This is a genomic window from Paraburkholderia ferrariae NBRC 106233 (assembly GCF_000685035.1).
Classification (GTDB): domain Bacteria; phylum Pseudomonadota; class Gammaproteobacteria; order Burkholderiales; family Burkholderiaceae; genus Paraburkholderia; species Paraburkholderia ferrariae.
On sequence record NZ_BAYB01000015.1, the window covers coordinates 135747 to 153734 of the forward strand.

The 17988-nt window shown below is 66.1% G+C and carries 19 protein-coding genes; 15 read left to right on the forward strand and 4 right to left on the reverse strand.

Annotation, left to right across the window (positions count from 1 at the left end; translation table 11 throughout):
• Positions 1-171 precede the first annotated feature (171 nt).
• Entirely contained in the window at positions 172-1074 is a 903-nt protein-coding gene (gene cysM, locus BFE01S_RS18725) for a cysteine synthase CysM (RefSeq protein WP_028226812.1), read from the forward strand.
• Between the two features lie 66 nt (positions 1075-1140).
• Here the strand turns inward: cysM and mltB are convergent, their stop codons facing one another.
• On the reverse strand, positions 1141-2469 hold the full coding sequence (mltB, locus tag BFE01S_RS39280; RefSeq protein ID WP_084170039.1) for a lytic murein transglycosylase B: 1329 nt from the start codon (positions 2467-2469) through the stop codon (positions 1141-1143).
• Between the two features lie 276 nt (positions 2470-2745).
• Here mltB and BFE01S_RS18735 point away from each other — a divergent pair, with 276 nt between their 5' ends.
• The gene (locus BFE01S_RS18735) at positions 2746-3672 is read left to right on the forward strand and encodes a histone deacetylase family protein (RefSeq protein ID WP_028226813.1); all 927 of its coding nucleotides are present in this window, start codon (positions 2746-2748) and stop codon (positions 3670-3672) included.
• Between the two features lie 24 nt (positions 3673-3696).
• The gene (locus BFE01S_RS18740) at positions 3697-4524 is read left to right on the forward strand and encodes an enoyl-CoA hydratase (RefSeq protein WP_028226814.1); all 828 of its coding nucleotides are present in this window, start codon (positions 3697-3699) and stop codon (positions 4522-4524) included.
• 7 nt (positions 4525-4531) lie between these two features.
• Here the strand turns inward: BFE01S_RS18740 and BFE01S_RS18745 are convergent, their stop codons facing one another.
• On the reverse strand, positions 4532-5467 hold the full coding sequence (locus BFE01S_RS18745) for an alpha/beta hydrolase (protein WP_042337927.1): 936 nt from the start codon (positions 5465-5467) through the stop codon (positions 4532-4534).
• 297 nt (positions 5468-5764) lie between these two features.
• On the opposite strand from BFE01S_RS18745, the gene BFE01S_RS18750 reads away from it, so the two are divergent.
• The 5 genes from BFE01S_RS18750 (at position 5765) to BFE01S_RS18770 (ending at position 10204) form a co-directional block, all read left to right on the forward strand.
• Entirely contained in the window at positions 5765-6799 is a 1035-nt protein-coding gene (locus BFE01S_RS18750) for a methionine ABC transporter ATP-binding protein (RefSeq protein ID WP_028226816.1), read from the forward strand.
• Positions 6789-7442 carry a methionine ABC transporter permease gene (locus BFE01S_RS18755; protein ID WP_028226817.1) on the forward strand — a complete coding sequence of 218 codons (654 nt, stop codon included), beginning with the start codon at positions 6789-6791 and terminating at the stop codon, positions 7440-7442. Before BFE01S_RS18750 ends, BFE01S_RS18755 begins: the two co-directional genes overlap by 11 nt.
• Before the next feature lie 42 nt (positions 7443-7484).
• Complete coding sequence (locus tag BFE01S_RS18760; protein WP_028226818.1) at positions 7485-8282, forward strand: MetQ/NlpA family ABC transporter substrate-binding protein; 798 nt, start codon at positions 7485-7487, stop codon at positions 8280-8282.
• A 215-nt stretch (positions 8283-8497) separates the two neighbouring features.
• A complete protein-coding gene (locus tag BFE01S_RS18765) occupies positions 8498-9247 on the forward strand; it encodes an electron transfer flavoprotein subunit beta/FixA family protein (RefSeq protein WP_028226819.1) in 750 nt (249 codons plus the stop codon).
• 21 nt (positions 9248-9268) lie between these two features.
• Positions 9269-10204, forward strand: coding sequence for an electron transfer flavoprotein subunit alpha/FixB family protein (locus BFE01S_RS18770; protein WP_028226820.1), 936 nt, complete (start codon positions 9269-9271; stop codon positions 10202-10204).
• A gap of 181 nt (positions 10205-10385) precedes the next feature.
• Here BFE01S_RS18770 and BFE01S_RS18775 read toward each other — a convergent pair whose 3' ends face one another.
• A complete protein-coding gene (locus tag BFE01S_RS18775; RefSeq protein ID WP_028226821.1) occupies positions 10386-11672 on the reverse strand; it encodes a D-amino acid dehydrogenase in 1287 nt (428 codons plus the stop codon).
• A gap of 195 nt (positions 11673-11867) precedes the next feature.
• Between BFE01S_RS18775 and BFE01S_RS18780 the strand changes: the two genes are divergently transcribed.
• Together BFE01S_RS18780 and BFE01S_RS18785 are read left to right on the forward strand one after the other, a co-directional pair.
• Complete coding sequence (locus tag BFE01S_RS18780) at positions 11868-12356, forward strand: Lrp/AsnC ligand binding domain-containing protein (RefSeq protein ID WP_028226822.1); 489 nt, start codon at positions 11868-11870, stop codon at positions 12354-12356.
• Between the two features lie 142 nt (positions 12357-12498).
• Positions 12499-13641 carry a PA0069 family radical SAM protein gene (locus tag BFE01S_RS18785; RefSeq protein ID WP_028226823.1) on the forward strand — a complete coding sequence of 381 codons (1143 nt, stop codon included), beginning with the start codon at positions 12499-12501 and terminating at the stop codon, positions 13639-13641.
• Positions 13642-13666: 25 nt separating this feature from the next.
• Here BFE01S_RS18785 and BFE01S_RS18790 read toward each other — a convergent pair whose 3' ends face one another.
• Positions 13667-14131: an NINE protein gene (locus BFE01S_RS18790; RefSeq protein WP_028226824.1), complete on the reverse strand. Its 465-nt coding sequence runs from the start codon at positions 14129-14131 to the stop codon at positions 13667-13669.
• Between the two features lie 320 nt (positions 14132-14451).
• Here BFE01S_RS18790 and rpsP point away from each other — a divergent pair, with 320 nt between their 5' ends.
• The 5 genes from rpsP to BFE01S_RS18815 all read left to right on the forward strand — a co-directional run bounded on the left by rpsP (position 14452) and on the right by BFE01S_RS18815 (position 17942).
• On the forward strand, positions 14452-14706 hold the full coding sequence (rpsP, locus tag BFE01S_RS18795; protein WP_027795319.1) for a 30S ribosomal protein S16: 255 nt from the start codon (positions 14452-14454) through the stop codon (positions 14704-14706).
• A 141-nt stretch (positions 14707-14847) separates the two neighbouring features.
• Complete coding sequence (gene rimM, locus BFE01S_RS39285; RefSeq protein ID WP_084170040.1) at positions 14848-15624, forward strand: ribosome maturation factor RimM; 777 nt, start codon at positions 14848-14850, stop codon at positions 15622-15624.
• A 52-nt stretch (positions 15625-15676) separates the two neighbouring features.
• Positions 15677-16444 (forward strand): tRNA (guanosine(37)-N1)-methyltransferase TrmD, encoded by a 768-nt coding sequence (gene trmD, locus BFE01S_RS18805; RefSeq protein ID WP_028226825.1) that lies wholly within the window; start codon positions 15677-15679, stop codon positions 16442-16444.
• Positions 16445-16621: 177 nt separating this feature from the next.
• On the forward strand, positions 16622-17017 hold the full coding sequence (gene rplS, locus BFE01S_RS18810) for a 50S ribosomal protein L19 (RefSeq protein WP_028226826.1): 396 nt from the start codon (positions 16622-16624) through the stop codon (positions 17015-17017).
• A gap of 178 nt (positions 17018-17195) precedes the next feature.
• Complete coding sequence (locus tag BFE01S_RS18815; protein ID WP_028226827.1) at positions 17196-17942, forward strand: CoA pyrophosphatase; 747 nt, start codon at positions 17196-17198, stop codon at positions 17940-17942.
• Positions 17943-17988 lie beyond the last annotated feature (46 nt).

Here is a 17988-nt window from a genome sequence, read left to right on the forward strand (position 1 = left end):
CCCGCGGCCGGGACCTCAGGCCTTGCCGCGGGCTTTTTGCGTTGCGGCACCAGGCGCGCCGCCCCGCCTGCCGCAAGGGGCTCCCCGGCGCCAGGGCGCCGCGTGGTTTAGAATCGTCGGATCACGTCTATCGCGCCATGCCTTGTGCAGTGCGCCTGAAAGCAATCAGCCATGCCCTACAAGACTATTGAAGACACGATCGGCAATACGCCGCTCGTGCAGCTCGTCCGCCTGGCGGACGACGAGATCCGCGCGCGCAACAACGTCGTTCTGGCCAAGCTGGAAGGCAACAACCCCGCCGGCTCGGTGAAGGACCGCCCGGCGCTCTCGATGATCCGCAAGGCGGAAGAGCGCGGCCGCATCAAGCCCGGCGACACGCTCATCGAGGCCACGAGCGGCAACACCGGCATCGCGCTCGCCATGGCCGCGGCGATCCGCGGCTACAAGATGCTGCTCATCATGCCCGAGGACCTCTCGGTCGAGCGCCGCCAGAGCATGGCCGCCTACGGCGCCCAGATCCTGCTCACGCCGGTCAAGGGCGGCATGGAATACGCGCGCGACCTCGCCGAGCAGATGCAGCGCGACGGCAAGGGCATCATCCTCGACCAGTTCGCCAACCCGGACAATCCGCTCGCGCACTACGAGGCCACTGGCCCGGAAATCTGGCGCGACACGGAGGGCCGCATCACGCACTTCGTTTCGTCGATGGGTACGACGGGCACGATCATGGGCACGTCGCAGTATCTGAAGGAAAAGAATCCGGCCATCGAGATCGTCGGTGCGCAGCCGGAAGAGGGCTCGCGCATTCCCGGTATCCGCAAGTGGCCGGAAGCGTATCTGCCGAAAATTTTCGACCGCAGCCGCGTGGACCGGGTCGAGAACGTGAGCCAGGCCGCCGCCGAAGCGATGGCGCGGCGCCTTGCTTCGGTCGAGGGCATTTTCGTGGGGATTTCCTCGGGCGGCGCATGCGAAGTGGCAATGCGCCTGGCACGCCAGGTCGAGAACGCGACGATCGTGTTTATCGTCTGCGATCGCGGCGACCGTTATCTCTCGACGGGCGTGTTTCCGGCCTGAGGGTTTCGAGCCGGTGCAAGGCGGGGCGCCGCGTGTATTGCGTTGCGCCCCGTATGGATCGCCGGGTTACTGCTGGCCGGCAGGCGCCGTGGGCACGCCGGGAGGCAGGGCGGCGCGCACACCCGGGGCCGCGGTGGTGCCAGGTGCTGTGCCAGGGGCCGCGCCAGGCGTGCCGTTCGCCGCGCCGGCTGAACCCACGCCGGGCTGCGTCGCCAGCATCTGCGCCTTCACCCGCATGCCGAGCTGATACACCGCGAGCGCGTAGAAGAAGCTGCGGTTGTAGCGCGTGAGCACATAGAAGTTCTTCAGGCCCAGCATGTACTCGGTGGCACGTCCGGGCGTCGGCAGATCGATGACCGTGACGGGCGTGCCCGCTTCGGCCGCGATATCCACGCCGGGTTCGTTCAGCACGAGCCCCGAGCGCAGCAACTGGTCGAGCGGCCAGTGCGGTTCCGGCTGCCCATCGGCGGCGGCCTGTGCAATGCCCTGGCTGCCCGCATCGCCGGCAATCTTCCAGACCACCGGGCGTCCCGTTTCCCAGCCGTTTTCCTTCAGGTAGTTGGCGACGCTGCCGATCGCATCGGCCGGGCTCGTACGCAGGTCGATGCGGTTGTTGCCGTCGAAGTCCACGGCGTACTGCACGATGCTGCTCGGCAGGAACTGCGGAATGCCGATCGCGCCCGTATAGGAGCCGAGCACCGTCGTGGGGTCGATCTGCGCATCGCGCGTCCACACCAGATAGTCTTCGAGATTCTTGCGGAACGTCGCTTCGCGCTCGGCGCGGTTCGGCGTGTTCGGGTAGTCGAAGGCGAGCGTCGTGATCGCGTCGAGCACGCGGAAGTTGCCCATGTAGCGCCCGTAAATCGTCTCGACGCCGATGATGCCGACGATCACCTCCGGCGGCACGCCGAACTGGTCGGCGGCGCGCTGGAGCGTCGCCTGGTTGTCGCGCCAGAACTTCACGCCGGCGTTGATGCGCACGGTGTCGAGAAAGCGCGCCTGGTAGACGCGCCAGTTCTTGATGCCCGGAGTCGGCGAGGGCGTGACGAGCTTCACCGCCGTGGCCGAATAGCTCACGTTCGAGAACAGTGCGTGCAGTGCGTTCGGGTCGAAGTCATAGCGCGCCACCATGTCGTTGATGAACGCATCGACATTCGGGTTGTTCGCGTAGCGTTGCGGGACGATTTCCTCTTCGAACGTCTGACCCTGCGGCGCGGGGGTTTGCGGCTGCGCCTGCGCGACGGTGAGCGGCGCCTCGCGCACGGGCGGCACGGTCTGTGCCGCCGTCTGCGCGTACGCGGTGCCGGCCCACAACGGCAGCGCGGCACCGAGTGCGAAGGCGAGAGTCGTAATGCGCAGGCGGCCGGGGGCAGACAGAGCGGACTTAAGCGTCATGGGAAGCGGAATGGTCTAAGGTCTAAGGCGGGGTGAGGAGGCAATCCGGGGCAGTATACCCGAGCACTTCGCCGCGGCATTGCCTGGCATTGCGCGGCAGCACATGGCAATACCCGGCAGTGCCCGGCATCGCCTGGGCAAATGCGCGGCGTTGCCTGCCGGCACGGCGAGGCAGGACAAGCCTGCTGTGGTAACGTGACACTCTACGCGCGCTTTTCCGGTGCGCCCCAAGGATGGAGACACGCGGCGACGCGCATGCCGCGGGATGCACGACACATGACGACCGGATTCTTTTCGCACCCAGACTGTCTGCTGCACGAGATGGGCGAGTGGCATCCCGAATGCCCGGCGCGCCTGCAGGCGATCGAAGACCAGTTGATCGCAAGCCGGATCGACACGCTGATCGAGCGCGACGATTCCGCGCCGCTCGCCGACGAAGCCGCACTCCTGCGCGTGCACACCCAGGCGCACATCGACTTTCTGCGCAATCTCTCGCCCAAAGAGGGCTACGCGGCGATCGATCCCGATACGTCGATGAATCCGCACACGTGGCAGGCCGCGCTGCGGGCCGCGGGCGCGGCGCTCGCCGCCACCGACGCCGTGATCGCCGGCCGCTACGAAAACGCGTTCTGCAGCATCCGGCCGCCGGGCCATCATGCGGAGCCCGCGCGCGCGATGGGTTTTTGCTTCTTCAACAATGTCGCGATTGCGGCACGGCATGCGCTGCAGGTGCATGGGCTCGAGCGCGTCGCGATCATCGACTTCGACGTGCATCACGGCAACGGCACGGAGGCCGCATTCGCAGGCGACCCCAGCGTGCTGATGTGCAGCTTTTTCCAGCATCCGTTCTATCCGTACTCGGGTACGGAGCATCCCATGCCGAACATGGTGAACGTGCCGATTGCCGCGCGCACCAGGGGCATGGAAGTGCGCGAGGCCATCGACCTGCTGTGGCTGCCGCGGCTCGAAGCCTTCAGGCCGGAGATGCTGTTCGTATCGGCGGGCTTCGATGCGCATCGCGAGGACGATCTTGGCAATATGGGCCTCGTCGAGGACGATTTCGCCTGGATCACGGAGCAGGTGCGGGCGGTGGCGCAGCGCCATGCGAAGGGGCGCATCGTGAGCTGTCTCGAAGGCGGCTACAACCTTTCGGCGTTGGGCCGCAGCGTGGTGGCGCATTTGCGTGCGCTCGCCGATATCTGACGTCGCGCCCGAAGGAGATCCGGCATGAGTGCTCAATCGTCCAATTCGGCCGCCGAGGCCGCCGAAACTACCGAAGCTACCGTCGCACTGCTCGACGTGACGCACGATGCGTGGGGCGTGCCCGGTGTCGTGCGCGTCACGCTGAACCGGCCCGACGCATTCAATGCGCTCTCCGAAGCGCTCATCGACGCCTTGCAGGAACAGCTCGCGGCGCTGGCGAAATCGCCGGCGCGCGTGGTCGTGATCGCAGGCGCCGGGCGTGCATTCTGCGCGGGCCACGACCTCAAGGAGATGCGCGCGGCGCCTGCGCGCGAGTACTACACGCAACTGTTCGCGCGCTGCTCGAAGATGATGCTGACGATCCAGAAGATGCCGCAGCCCGTGATCGCGCGCGTGCACGGCGTCGCGACGGCGGCGGGCTGCCAGCTGGTGGCGATGTGCGACCTCGCGGTCGCTGCCGACACGGCGCGTTTCGCGGTATCGGGCATCAATCTCGGTCTCTTCTGTTCGACGCCCGCGGTGCCGCTCACGCGCAATGTCTCGCGCAAGGCGGCGTTCGAGATGCTGATGACGGGCGAGTTCATCGACGCCGCCGCCGCGCAGCGCGAGGGCCTCGTGAACCGCGTGGTGGCCGCGGACCAACTCGACACCGAAGTGGCGGCGCTCGCCGCGAGCATCTGCGCCAAGCCGCGCGAGGCTGTGGAGGCCGGCAAGGGGCTTTTCTACCGGCAACTCGAAATGGGCATCGAGGCCGCGTATCAGCTGGCGGGGCAGACCATGGCCTGCAACATGATGACGGACCCGGCGCTCGACGGCGTGCAGGCGTTCATCGAGCGCCGCGGGACGAAATAGCGCGTGTTCAGTGCGGCGCGCCGGGGCAGTGCGCGCCGATCCAGTCGATCAACGCGCCGATCACCCGTTCGCGTTCGAGATCGTTCAGCGTCTCGTGGTAATTCCCTTCGTAGAGCGTGAGCGTGCGGTCGGGCGAGCCTGCGTGGGCGCCGAACGCGCGGCTGCCGTCGGGTTCGGTGAGCTTGTCCGCGGTGCCGTGCCAGACGAGCACCGGCAGACGCAGATTCGCGCGGCCCGCTTCGATGCGCCGCATCGCGTCGAGCAGTTCGGCGCCCGTGCGCGCGGGAATCGGCCCGTGGTGGACGAGCGGGTCGGCGCGATTCGCCTCGACGACGCGCGCGTCGCGGGCGAGCAGGGCGGCATCGATCTTCATTGCCGGGAAGGTGGGCCAGATCGCGCTGACCACGCGGCTCGCGGCAATCATCCATGCGGGCACGTCGCGCCCCGGCGCGAGAGCCGGGCTCGACAGCAGGAGGCCGGCGAGCGGCACGCCGCTTTGCGGCGCGCGCTCGATGGCGTAGAGCGCGGCAATCGCGCCGCCCATGCTGTGGCCCATCAGGAAGAGCGGCGTGCCGCGCGCGGCGCACGCCGCGCCCGCATGGGCGACCAGCGCCTGCGCGTCGGCCAGGTATTCGTCGAAGCGGTTGACCCATGCGCGTCGGCCGCTCGCACGGCCGTGGCCGCGCAAGTCGATCGCGTAGACGTCGATGCCGGCGGCGTTCATGGCCGCCGCGAAGGCCGCATAGCGGCCCGCGTGTTCGGCCAGCCCGTGCAGCAGGGCAATGGCCGCGCGCGGCGCAGCGGCGCCCGTGGTCGCCGCCGTTGCGCGCCAGACGTAAAGCGGCAGCGTTGCGCCATCGGGCGTGGCGAGCGTCGCAGTTTCGGGCTCCGCCGGCGGCGCGGCAGGGCGCGCGGCGGCGTCGAACGGCTGGGTCGTCTCCATGGCTCTCCTTGTTTTTCGTGGTGTGCGCTATGCCGGTCGGCACCGTCCCTGCGCTGGCCGATCATAGCCGCCCGGCATGGTTGCGAGCGCCACACGAGGCCGCGGCGACCCTCTAATGCCGTTGAGTTATGAAAATATCGGAATTGATTATTAAAAGGAATTACGCCTGCCAGGGTAAAATTGCGAGTTGAATCCATCCAGCAACGGCGGCTGTCTGCCGGCGCCCCGCATCCCCGCCGGTCCACGCGACCTCCGGACGCGCGGTGCGCGGCGCATCCGCCGTTTCGTTTTTTTTCCATGATCGAAATACGCAACGTGTCACAGCGTTTTGCCGGCCCACAAGGCTGGATCGAAGCGCTGCACAACGTCAATCTGACCATTGCGCCGGGCGAAGTGTTCGGCATCATCGGCCGCAGCGGCGCGGGCAAGAGCACGCTCGTGCGCACCATCAACCTGCTCACGCGGCCCACCGAAGGCGACATCGTCGTCAACGGGCGCACGCTCACGTCGCTTTCGGCCGCCGCGCTGCGCGAGGCGCGCCGGGAGATCGGCATGATCTTCCAGCACTTCAACCTGCTCTCGTCGCGCACCGTGTTCGACAACGTCGCGCTGCCGCTCGAACTGGCCGGCATGAAGCGCGCGCAGATCGAAGAGACGGTGCTGCCGCTTCTCGAACTCGTGGGCCTCTCGGCGCAGAAGGACCGCTATCCCTCGCAGATCAGCGGCGGCCAGAAGCAGCGCGTGGGCATCGCGCGCGCGCTGGCGAGCAAGCCGAAGGTTCTGCTCTCGGACGAAGCGACCTCGGCGCTCGATCCCGAAACCACGCGCGCGATTCTCGACCTGCTGCGCAAGATCAATCGCGAGCTGAACCTGACCATCGTGATGATTACGCACCAGATGGAGGTCATCAAACAGGTCTGCGACCGCGTTGCCGTGCTCGACGCGGGCCGGGTGGTCGAAGCGGGCCCCGTGATCGACGTGTTCCTGCAGCCGCGCCACGACGTGACGCGCGCACTGCTCGGCGACGTGATCGCCCAGGAGCTGCCGCCCGCGCTCAAGGCGCGCGTGGCCGAGAGGCTCGCGAAGGGCCGCGGCCATCTGCTGCGGCTCGCGTTCACCGGGACGGGCGTCGATCAGCCGGTGCTCTCGGAAACGATTCGCCGCTTCGAACTCGATTTCAACATCCTGCACGGCCAGATCGACGAGATCCAGGGGCAGGCCTTCGGCTCGCTCGCGGTGCTCGCGGGCGGCGATCCCGTGAAGGTGGCGCAGGCCATCGCGTGGCTGCGCGAGCAGGGTGTCGTGGTGGAGGAGCTGTCCCATGTGGAGTGAAATGTTCGACATGTTCGTCCAGTCGTTCTGGGAAACGCTCGTCATGGTGGGCATCTCGGGACTCGTGGGCGCGGCGATCGGCCTGCCGCTCGGCGTGCTGCTCTACCTGACCGACCGTGACGGCGTGCTGCAGAACCTCGCGGTCAACCGCGTGATGGGCGTGGTCGTGAACGCCGTGCGCTCCACGCCGTTCATCATCCTGCTCGTCGCCGTGATTCCCTTTACGCGGCTCGTCGTGGGGTCGTCGATCGGCACGGCCGCTGCCGTCGTGCCGCTGACCATCGCGGCCGCGCCGTTCATCGCGCGCCTCGTCGAAACGGCGCTGCGCGAAGTCGATCGCGGCCTGATCGAAGCCGCGCAGGCGATGGGCGCGAGCACGCGCCAGATCGTCTTCAAGGTGCTGCTGCCCGAATCGCTGCCGGGCGTCGTGGCGGGGCTCACGATCACCTTCATCTCGCTCGTCGGCTACTCGGCGATGGCGGGCGCGATCGGCGGCGGGGGCCTGGGCGACCTCGGCATCCGCTACGGCTATCAGCGCTTCGAACCCGAAGTGATGCTGATCGTGGTCGTGATCCTGATCGTGTTCGTGCAGCTCGTGCAGTCGTTCGGCGACTGGCTCGTGCGGCGCCTCAGCCACAAATAAGCCACGCATTTCCATTATCAGAACTCAAAACCAGGGGTAGGCATGCAACGTCGTTTCATGATCCGGCTGGCCGTCGCACTCGGCGCGGCCTCGCTCTTCGCTTCGTTCGGCGCACAGGCCGACGAGACCATCAAGGTGGGAGTGACAGGCGGCCCGCACGAGCAGGTGATGGAAGTGGTGAAGCGGGTGGCGGCGAAGAACGGCCTCGCCATCCAGATCGTCGAGTTCTCGGACTACGTGCAGCCGAACGCGGCGCTCGCGAGCGGCGATCTCGACGCCAACAGCTACCAGCACCAGCCGTATCTGGACGCGCAGGTGAAGGACCGCGGCTACAAGCTCGTCAAGATCGCGGATACGGTGACTTTCCCGATGGGCATCTACTCGAAGAAGGTGAAGTCGCTCGCGCAACTGCAGCCGGGCGCGAAGATCGCGGTGCCCAATGATCCGACGAATGGCGGCCGTGCCCTGCTGTTGCTGCAGAAGCAGGGCCTCATCAAGCTGCGTGCCGATGCCGGTTTGAAGGCGACACCGCTCGACATCGTGGAAAACCCCAGGAAGCTGAAGATCGTCGAACTGGACGCGGCGCAGATCCCGCGCTCGCTCGACGACGTGGACGCCGCCGCGATCAACACGAACTTCGCCATGCAGGCGGGCCTCAAGCCCCGGCAGGACGCGATTGCGATTGAAGACCCCAAGGGCCCGTACGTGAATATCCTCGCGATTCGCGAAGCCGACCGCAACAAGCCCTGGGTGGCGAAGCTCGTGGCGGCCTACCACTCGCCGGAGGTCAAGCAATACATCGACAGCCAGTTCGGCGGCGCGGTCGTCGCTTCCTGGTGAGACGGCACGCATATAAAATACGGGATTAGAGAAATTAGTCGGCGCCCGGGCTTGAAGCCCGGGTTTTTTCCGCCGTAAAATCGCACGACCGTTCGCTATTGCAGCTGCCGCGCCTGCGGCGTAGCTCGTTAAAAGTGCCGGCGGCACAGGCGCACCGCGAGGCGCTCGCTATAATGTCCGCCAGGTTGACGTATTCGTAACTTTGGAGCATGTGAATGAAAGTCCTTGTGCCAGTCAAGCGCGTAGTCGATTACAACGTGAAAGTCCGTGTGAAGTCGGACGGGTCGGGCGTCGATATCGCCAACGTCAAGATGTCGATGAACCCGTTCGACGAAATCGCCGTGGAAGAAGCGGTGCGCCTGAAGGAAGCCGGCGTGGCGACCGAGGTGATCGCGGTTTCGGCGGGCGTTGCCCAGGCCCAGGAAACGCTGCGCACGGCGCTGGCCATCGGTGCGGACCGCGCGATCCTGATCGAGTCGAACGAAGACCTGCAGCCGCTGGCTGTCGCGAAGCTGCTCAAGGCGCTCGTGGACAAGGAACAGCCTTCGCTCGTGATTCTCGGCAAGCAGGCCATCGACGACGATTCCAACCAGACCGGCCAGATGCTCGCCGCGCTCGCGAATCTGCCGCAGGCCACGTTTGCGTCGAAGGTCGTGGTGGCCGACGGCAAGGCCACCGTGTCGCGTGAAGTCGATGGCGGCGCGGAAACGCTGTCGCTGACGCTGCCCGCCGTGGTGACGACCGACCTGCGCCTGAACGAGCCGCGCTACGTGACGCTGCCGAACATCATGAAGGCGAAGAAGAAGCCGCTGGAGACGATCAAGCCCGAAGACCTCGGTGTGGACGTCGCGCCGCGTCTGAAGACGCTCAAGGTTGCCGAGCCGCCCAAGCGTAGCGCAGGCGTGAAGGTGCCGGACGTGAAGACGCTGGTCGAGAAGCTGAAGACCGAAGCGAAGGTCATCTAAGGGTTCAGGGAGCAAAGAGACATGACGATTCTGGTTATTGCCGAACACGACAACGCGTCCGTGAAGGCTGCAACGCTGAACACCGTGGCTGCCGCACAGAAGATTGGTGGCGACGTGCACGTGCTGATCGCGGGTCACAACGCGCAGGGCGCAGCCGATGCGGCTGCGAAGATCGCAGGCGTGGCAAAGGTGCTGCTGGCCGACGCGCCGCAACTGGAGCAGGGCCTGGCGGAAAACGTCGAAGCGACGGTTCTTGCAATTGCAAAGAACTATTCGCACATCCTCGCGCCGGCGACGGCAGCGGGCAAGAACGTCGCGCCGCGTATCGCCGCGAAGCTGGACGTGGCGCAGATTTCGGACATCACGGCTGTGGATTCGCCCGACACGTTCGAGCGCCCGATCTACGCAGGCAACGCCATCGCGACGGTGCAGTCGGTCGATCCGGTCAAGGTGATCACGGTCCGCACGACGGGCTTCGACGCCGTAGCGGCTGAAGGTGGCAGCGCGAGCATCGAGAAGCTCGAAGCAGCGGCCGATAGCGGCCTCTCGCAGTTCGTGAGCCGCGAGGTGACGAAGCTGGACCGTCCGGAGCTGACGAGCGCGAAGATCATCGTCTCGGGCGGCCGGGGTCTGGGCAACGGCGAGAACTATACGAAGGTGCTGGAGCCGCTGGCCGACAAGCTCAACGCGGCGCTGGGCGCATCGCGCGCGGCGGTGGACGCAGGCTTTGTTCCGAACGACTATCAGGTCGGTCAAACCGGCAAGATCGTCGCGCCGCAGTTGTACGTGGCGGTGGGCATCTCGGGTGCGATCCAGCATCTGGCCGGCATGAAGGACTCGAAGGTGATCGTGGCGATCAACAAGGACGAGGAAGCGCCGATCTTCGGCGTGGCCGATTATGGTCTCGTGGGCGATCTGTTCACGCTCGTGCCGGAACTGGTCAAGGAACTCGGCTGATCGACGAAACCCGCCGCGGAGGTCGCGGCAGGTGAGAAAAGGGGCGCTGCGGCGCCCCTTTTTTGCGGTCCGGCTTTGCTGCCCCAACGCGCCGCGCAGGCCCAAATAGAAATCGGCGCCCCTTCTTCCTCGGGGCGCCGATTGTTGTTAGGACTGCTTTGCGTGGCCCTGCGGCCGTCGCTTACGCGTACGCGGGCCGGTGCTCGCCTTGCGTTTCGCCGAGGTAGCGGAACACGGAGAGATCGTCGGCCCTGATGGCGGGCTTCTTGCCCGAGATGAGGTCGGCGAGCAGTTGGCCCGAGCCGCACGACATCGTCCAGCCGAGCGTGCCGTGCCCCGTGTTGAGGAACAGGTTCGAGATCGGCGTACGGCCCACCACCGGGGTGCCGTCCGGCGTCATCGGGCGCAGGCCGGTCCAGAAGGTGGCCTTGGTGGTGTCGCCGCCGCCCGGGAACAGGTCGTTCACGCACATTTCGAGCGTTTCGCGGCGCGCTTCGCGCAGCGTCTTGTCGAAGCCGACGATCTCCGCCATGCCGCCCACGCGGATGCGGTTGTCGAAGCGCGTGATCGCGATCTTGTAGGTTTCGTCGAGCACGGTCGAGACCGGTGCGGCGTCGGCATTCACGATCGGTGCGGTGATCGAGTAGCCCTTGAGCGGATACACCGGAATCTTCATGAGGCCCGCGAGCATCTTCGTCGAGAACGAGCCGAGCGCGACCACGAAGGCATCGGCGCGCACGAGTTCGCTGCCGCACTGCACGCCGGCAATGCGCTCGCCCGCGACGGCGAGGCCGTCGATGGGCGTGTTGTAGCGGAACTTCACGCCGAGTTCCTCGGCCATGGCGGCAAGGCGCGTGGTGAAGAGCTGGCAGTCGCCGGTTTCGTCGCCCGGCAGGCGCAGGCCGCCCGTCAGCTTGTGCGAGACCGCGGCGAGCGCCGGTTCGGCGCGTTCGAGTTCGGCGGCGGTGAGCAGTTCGTAGGGGACGTTCGCGTCCTTGAGCACGGCGATGTCTTTCTGGGCGCCGTCGAACTGCTGCTGCGTGCGGAATACCTGCAGCGTGCCGCCCGTGCGGCCCTCGTACTGAATGCCGGTATCGGCGCGCAGGGCCTGGAGGCAGTCGCGGCTGTATTCGGCGAGCCGCACCATGCGGCCCTTGTTGAGCGCATAGCGTTCGGCCGTGCAGTTCTGGAGCATCTGCCACATCCACTGCAGCTGGAATTTCGTGCCGTCGAGGCGGATGGCGAGCGGCGCGTGCTTTTCGAACATCCACTTGATCGCCTTGAGCGGCACGCCCGGCGCCGCCCACGGCGCGGCATAGCCCGGCGAGATCTGACCGGCGTTGGCGAAGCTGGTTTCGAGCGCGGGGCCGGTTTCACGGTCGATGACCGTGACCTCATGGCCGGCACGCGCCAGATACCAGGCGCTAGCCACCCCGACCACACCGCTGCCCAAGATGACGACTCGCATAGCTGCTGCTCCGATAGGTATTGTTGACGCTACGCCGCCTGTCTTGATGGACCGCCTGTGCGCCCGTCTGCGGCTCGCAGGGCGGGTGAAACAGGAAAAAACACGCCTTCAGCAGTGTAGCTAGTGTTATTAGCTATGCTATTGTTGTATGTCCAGGTTTTGTTATCGTATTTATCAAATATTCAGGAAATAAACATGAGAACGCAGCGCCAGCCGGTCCGCGCGCTCGACCGCCTCGATCACCGCATCCTCAAGCTGCTTCAGGAGGACGGGCGCATGGCGATGAAAGACCTCGCCGAGCAGGTGGGGCTGTCCGTCACGCCGTGCATTGAGCGGGTGAAGCGCATGGAGCGCGACGGCGTCATTACGGGCTACTACGCCCGCGTGAACCCGACCGTGCTGGGCGCGGCGTTGCTCGTGTTCGTCGAGATCACGCTCGACCACAAGAGCGGCAACATGTTCGAGCAGTTCCGCCGCGAAGTGCAGAAGATTCCCGAGGTGCTCGAATGCCATCTCGTATCGGGCGACTTCGACTATCTGATCAAGGCGCGCATTGGCGAGATGGCCGACTACCGCAAGCTGCTCGGCGACATCCTGCTGCAACTGCCCGGCGCGGTGCAGTCGAAGAGCTATGTGGTGATGGAAGAGATCAAGGAAACGCTGACCATCGCCGTGGGCGAGTGAGGGCCTGGCGCCGTCGCACGGGACGGCGCCAGGCGGTAGCAGGTTGATCGCGGGCAAGCGAGACGCCCCCGTTTTTCGGGCTCGACAAAGCGCCTCAGTACTGTATATTTGTACAGTATCGAGGCGCTTTCTTTATCCCACCGTGAACGACCCAGACCGCGAGCCGCTCGACGATTCCGAGGCGTGGCAGCCCATCGCGCCGCCCGTACCCCGCAAGGGGCGCGGCGCGGTCACGAACCTGCAGGGGCGCTACGAGGTGGATCAGCGCGAGGCATTCGACGACGGCTGGCAGCCGACCGGCGAAGAAGAGGAGGGCACTGCCCCCGCGCTGCGCACGCAGGTATTCGAAGAGCGCGCGAAGAGCATTCTCACGCGCAACCAGTCGCCGGATATCCCGTTCAGCGTTTCGCTCAATCCGTATCGCGGCTGCGAGCACGGCTGCATCTACTGCTTTGCGCGCCCCACCCACAGCTATCTGGGCCTCTCGCCGGGGCTCGACTTCGAAAGCCGCATCTATGCGAAGGTCAACGCCCCCGAACTGCTGGCGCGCGAGCTGGCGAAGCCGTCCTACGAGCCCGAGCCCATTGCGCTAGGCGTCAATACCGACGCGTGGCAGCCCGTGGAGCGCGATCTGCGCATCACGCGCCGCGTGATCGAGGTGCTGGCCGAGCGCGGGCATCCGTTCGCCGCCATCACCAAATCGTCGCTGATCGAGCGCGACCTCGATCTGCTCGTGCCGATGGCGCAGCGCAACCAGTTCATGGCCGCGATCACGATCACGACGCTCGACGCCGATATCGCACGCACGCTCGAACCTCGCGCGGCGAGCCCGCTGCGGCGCCTGCGCACGATCCGCACCCTCGCCGAGGCGGGCATCCCCGTGGGCGTCAGCATTGCGCCGGTGATTCCCTTCGTGACCGAGCCGGACATGGAGCGCGTGCTGCAAGCCTGTGCCGAGGCGGGGGCGTCCAGCGCGAGCTATATCGTGCTGCGCCTGCCGTGGGAGGTCGCGCCGCTCTTCCAGCAATGGCTCTCGGCGCATTTTCCGCAACGTGCGGAGCGCGTGATGAGCCGCGTGCGAGACATGCGCGGCGGCAAGGATTACGACTCGTCGTTTTCGCAACGCATGAAGGGCACGGGTCTTTGGGCCGATCTGCTCAAGCAGCGCTTTCACAAGGCCGTGCGGCGCCTCGGCTTGAACGAGCGGCGGCACGGCATTCTCGACATGTCGGCGTTCGTTAGCGCGAAAATCGTGCGCGAGAAGCCCCAACTCGATCTCTTCTAGCCTGGCCGTGCGGGCCGGCGCGATCTCACTGGGAGAGGGCCTTGGCCGCCTCGACCTGCGACTCGAAGTAGGTCTGGAACGAAAGCGCGAGGCCCGTCATCAGGAGAAAGGCGCCGATCAGCAGCGAGAAGATCACGACGAAGATAACTGCCCAGCCCGAGCGGCTCGTACGGCCGGCGTGCGCGTTGAACTGGGCGTCCCACTTCGCGTCGGGGCGCAGGCCATAAACGATGGCCGCGAGAAACGCCGAGAAGAGCGAAACGGCGCCGATCACCGCGAGCCCCCAGCCAGGCACCGAGGCGCGCCCGGTGGCGACGAGCAGGAGCACGCCCGGAATGCCGAGCAGCGTGCCGAAAACGTGCGCCCAGCCCCAGAAGTCGCGCGGGCCGTACAGATAGAAGCGATGGGCGCCGAGGCTGCCGAAGAAGAAGGCGAGCGCAGCGGTGAGCGTCTTGGAGCGAAAGCGCGTGGAGGCGGTGGCTGTGGACATGGACGGACGAAGGTCGCGGGGCGCGGATGTGTGAATGGCGCCAGGGCGGCGGCCGTCGGGCATTGTACGTCGGGCGGCGAAGCCCGGGCAGCGGTGCGCAGCGATAGTGGAAAGAGCGGGGCGGGCAACGCCGCGGGCCGTTCACAAACGCCGCGGCAACAAGGCGCAAGCCCGCGCCACGCGGCGTTGCACCGCCGCCCGCTCGCGATTCATCGCACCGCCCCGCCCAGATTTCCAGTTAAGTGTTTGTTATGGCTTCGGTTTCGGGCTATAATCGCGTGTTTCAGTGTTTCTGAACCCCGGTTTTCAAGGATTCTAGTATGGTCATCATCCGTCTGGCACGCGGCGGCTCGAAGAAGCGCCCGTTCTACAACATCGTCGCAACCGATTCGCGCAACCGTCGCGACGGCCGTTTCATCGAACGCGTGGGTTTCTACAACCCGGTCGCTACGAAGGGCGAAACGCTCCGTATCGCGCAAGATCGCGTGACGTACTGGCAAGGCGTGGGCGCACAGTTGTCGCCGGCCGTCGAGCGTCTCGTGAAGGAATCGCAAAAGGCAACGCCCGCTGCTTAAGCCTCGGGCTTGAGTCGTGGTGCACGTCTTTTGTTGATTTTGGGTCGATTTTGCTTCGATTGTCTGTTTTTATCCGCATGTGCGCGAGCGTGAGCCGCGTGCGTGGGGTGTGGCTGCATGAACGGGCTGTGAGATTCGCCGATGCATGACGACCCGAAAGCCGGCTTGCCGCCGGCAGAAACGCCCGCGGCTGAAAAGCCGCGCAAGGGCGCAGCCGAAGGGTCGCAGGGCAACGCCGGCCGTCGTGCTGCATCGCCCGCGCCCTCGTTCGGCGCATTCGTACGCAAGCCTGCGTGCGAGAGCGCGACAGGTGCGCCGAAAGCTGAGGCGCAGAGCGCCGAGGGTTTGCGCCCCGAAACCGAGGCGAGCTTTCCGGCCGATGCGGTCGAAGTCGGCGCCGTGATTGAAGCCTACGGCCTCAAGGGCTGGGTGAAGGTCGCCCCGCATGCGCAAGGCGGCAGCGCCTTGCTGGCGGCGAAGCGCTGGTGGCTCCTCAAGGGCCGCGGCGGCCGCGAAATCCAGCAGCGTCAGTCCACGCAGCGCATTGCCGCGAAGGTGCATGGCGACAGCGTGGTTGCGCAGTTGGCCGGCGTGGACGACCGCGAGGCCGCCGAGCGGCTGCGCGGTTCGCGCATCTACGTGAGCCGCGCCGATTTCCCCGCCCTGAAGGCCGACGAATATTACTGGGTCGATCTGCTGGGGCTCGACGTCGCCAATGAGGCGGGCGTCGAACTCGGCAAGGTTGCCGACCTGATCGACAACGGCGCGCAGTCGGTCTTGCGCGTCGAGTATCCCTCGACAGGCAAGGACGGCAAGCCCGCTACCGGCGAACGGTTGATCCCGTTCGTCGGCGTGTACGTCAAGACGGTGGATCTCGCGGCGAAGCGTATCGTCGTCGATTGGGACGCCGATTACTGAGCGCGTGCTGTTGTTGCTGCGCGCGTACCTGATTCGCTGAACGGAGAGAGCGATGCAGTTCGATGTCGTGACGCTCTTTCCCGAGATGTTCCGCGCGCTGACCGACTGGGGTATCACCAGCCGGGCGGCGAAGCAGGAGCGCTACGCGCTGCGCACGTGGAATCCGCGCGACTTCACGACCGACAACTACCGCACGATCGACGATCGCCCCTACGGCGGCGGCCCCGGCATGGTGATGCTGGCCAAACCGCTCGAAGCGGCGATCGGGGCGGCGAAAGCCGCTCAGGCGCAAGCCGGTGTGGCCGCGCCGCGCGTGCTGCTGATGTCGCCGCAAGGCAAGCCGCTCACGCACGAGCGTGCCGTGCAGTTCGCGCAGGAGCCCGGTTTCGTGATCCTGTGCGGGCGTTACGAAGCGATCGACCAGCGTCTGGTGGATCGCTACGTGGACGAAGAAGTCAGCCTGGGCGACTTCGTGCTCTCGGGAGGCGAGTTGCCGGCCATGGCCTTGATGGACGCCGTGGTGCGACTGTTGCCGGGCGTGTTGAACGATGCGCTTTCGGCCGTGCAGGACAGCTTTGTCGATGGCCTGCTCGACTGCCCGCACTACACGCGGCCCGAGGAATACGAGGGCGCGCGCGTGCCCGACGTGCTGCTCGGCGGCCATCACGCGGAAATCGAGCAGTGGCGCCGCCGCGAAGCGCTGCGCAATACGTGGAACAAACGGCCCGATCTGATCGAGCGGGCCAGAAAGAACAAGATGCTGAGCCGTGCCGACGAGGCATGGCTCGCTAGTCTCGCGAAGGGTCCGGACGAAGCGTAAGGCTTCGGGCGGGGGCGGCGCGAGGCGCCAAAGGCGGTGCCGCTTCATGCGTGAACGGCGCCAGTTGTGAATCCATCCTCTATCGGGGCCGTAGTGGCCTGGATGACTTGCCAGCATGGCTCGCAGGAAATCCGGCACAGGTACGAACGCCGACACGATGGCTTACGGAGTCAGTCAATGAATCTGATCGAAAAACTCGAGCAGGAAGAAATCCAGCGCGTGCTGGGCGAGAAGACCATCCCCGAATTCGCCCCCGGCGACACGGTGATCGTCAACGTGAACGTGGTTGAAGGTAACCGCAAGCGCGTTCAGGCCTACGAAGGCGTCGTGATCGCAAAGCGTAACCGCGGTCTGAACTCGTCGTTCATCGTGCGCAAGATCTCGTCGGGTGAAGGCGTCGAGCGTACGTTCCAGACGTACTCGCCGCTGCTCGCCAGTATCGTCGTGAAGCGTCGTGGCGACGTCCGTCGCGCGAAGCTGTACTACCTGCGCAACCTGTCGGGCAAGAAGGCTCGTATCAAGGAAAAGCTGGTGTCGAAAGACCGCGCAGCCGCTCCGGCCGGGCAGGCGTAAAAGCTGTAAGAAAAAAGCACCCTCCGGGGTGCTTTTTTTGTTTTGGACGCAAAATATCGCTCTAGCAGCGCCATGTGTCTGCGCCTTGCAGCGTTCGTCCCCGGTCCCGGGTGACGACAGCAAGGACGCAGCCGGCGTGATTCGCACCCGAGCGTGTGCGCGTGATTCGAGAGATCCGTTGATCCGTCCAGTTTTTGAACCCGAAAGCCTGCCGATCGAATCGACAGGTGCCAGTCTGCCGCTGGTTGCCGCCGAGCGGCTCACCCCGGATGGCCTGCGCGCGCGCTTCGAAGCGCGTCTGCCGTGGGACCCGGAGCCCCAGGACCCCCGTCTTGCCGACCTGCACGATCCGCGCGAGGCCGCGGTGCTGGTGCCGCTCGCCATGCGCGAGGCGGGCCTGACGGTGCTGCTCACGCAGCGCGCCGACAACCTCAGCAACCACGCGGGGCAGGTAAGCTTTCCCGGCGGCAGCCGCGAGCCGTCGGACGCCACGCCCGTCGCCGCTGCGCTGCGCGAGGCGAACGAAGAGGTGCATCTCGACCCCGCGCGCGTGGAGATACTGGGTGCGCTGCCCGAATATCTGACCGGCACGGGCTTTCGTGTGACACCGGTGGTGGGCCTCGTGCACGAGCCGTTCAACGTGCACGCCGATACGCTCGAAGTGGCCGAGATCTTCGAAGTCCCGCTCAGCTTCCTGATGAACCCCGCGCATCACCAGGTGCGCGTGTTCCGCTGGGAGGGCGGCGAGCGGCGCTTTTTCGCCATGCCGTATCCCGTGGCGCGGGGCCGCGGCGCGGGCGGTGCGGCAACTGGCACAGCGGGTACAGCGGGTGCAGCAGGTGCAGCAGGCACGGGCGGCACGCATTTCATCTGGGGCGCGACGGCGGCCATGTTGCGCAACTTCTACCGCTTTTTGCTGGCCTGATGGCATGCCGCAAAGGCAAGCGCGCCGATACGTCTATGCGCGGCAG